General features: G+C 64.4%; 1 protein-coding gene. It reads left to right on the top strand.

The features are described 5' to 3' along the window. Positions 1-471, top strand: a 471-nt coding sequence (locus EOA28_RS37815) for an ATP-binding cassette domain-containing protein (RefSeq protein ID WP_128315951.1), incomplete at its 5' end; no start/stop codon positions are given. Positions 472-609: the final 138 nt, after the last annotated feature.

The raw sequence follows: 609 nt of genomic DNA, 5'->3' as shown, positions 1-609 counted from the left end.
AACGACCATAGCGACACTCAGGTAGCGGCGGCATTGCACAAGGCCGGTCTCGGCGACTTCATCGAACACCTGGCCGACGAGAGCCGCGAAGGCAAGATCTGGGATCAGGTGCTTTCGGGCGGCCAGAAGCAGAAGCTGGTGGTCGCGCGCATCATCCTGCAGCAGCCCGGGCTTCTCTTCCTCGATGAGGCGACCGGCGCGCTCGACCCCGATGGCAAGATAGCCTTCCACCAGGCGATCAAGGACAATTGTCCGAACGTCACCGTCATCAGCGTCATGCACGAGGCACAGCCGCCGCGCTCGCTTTCCGGCGAGGAATTCTATCACAGCGTGGTTGCGATCGCCGACGGCGTCGCCACCAAGAAGCCCCTCGCTCCCAGCCTGCCGCGCGAGCTCACCACGATCCTCACCCAGCCGCCGCGGCCGACCGAGGACAAATGGCTGCGCTTCCGCCGGCTGAAGCAGAAATAGCAGTCATACCAAGCCCTTGATCGGCAGCCGTGGCCCGGCCTAGGCCGCCCTCGATCACAGTCTCGCGATCCGGCCTCCCCGCGTCCGTTTTCAGCGCCCTTGGCGATTGACTCGGCAAAATGCGCTCCTATGTACGCG

Source organism: Mesorhizobium sp. M2A.F.Ca.ET.067.02.1.1 (genome assembly GCF_004023285.1).
GTDB lineage: Bacteria > Pseudomonadota > Alphaproteobacteria > Rhizobiales > Rhizobiaceae > Mesorhizobium.
The sequence above is the reverse complement of the archived record's forward strand: the minus strand, read 5'-3'. Positions and strand labels throughout refer to the sequence as shown.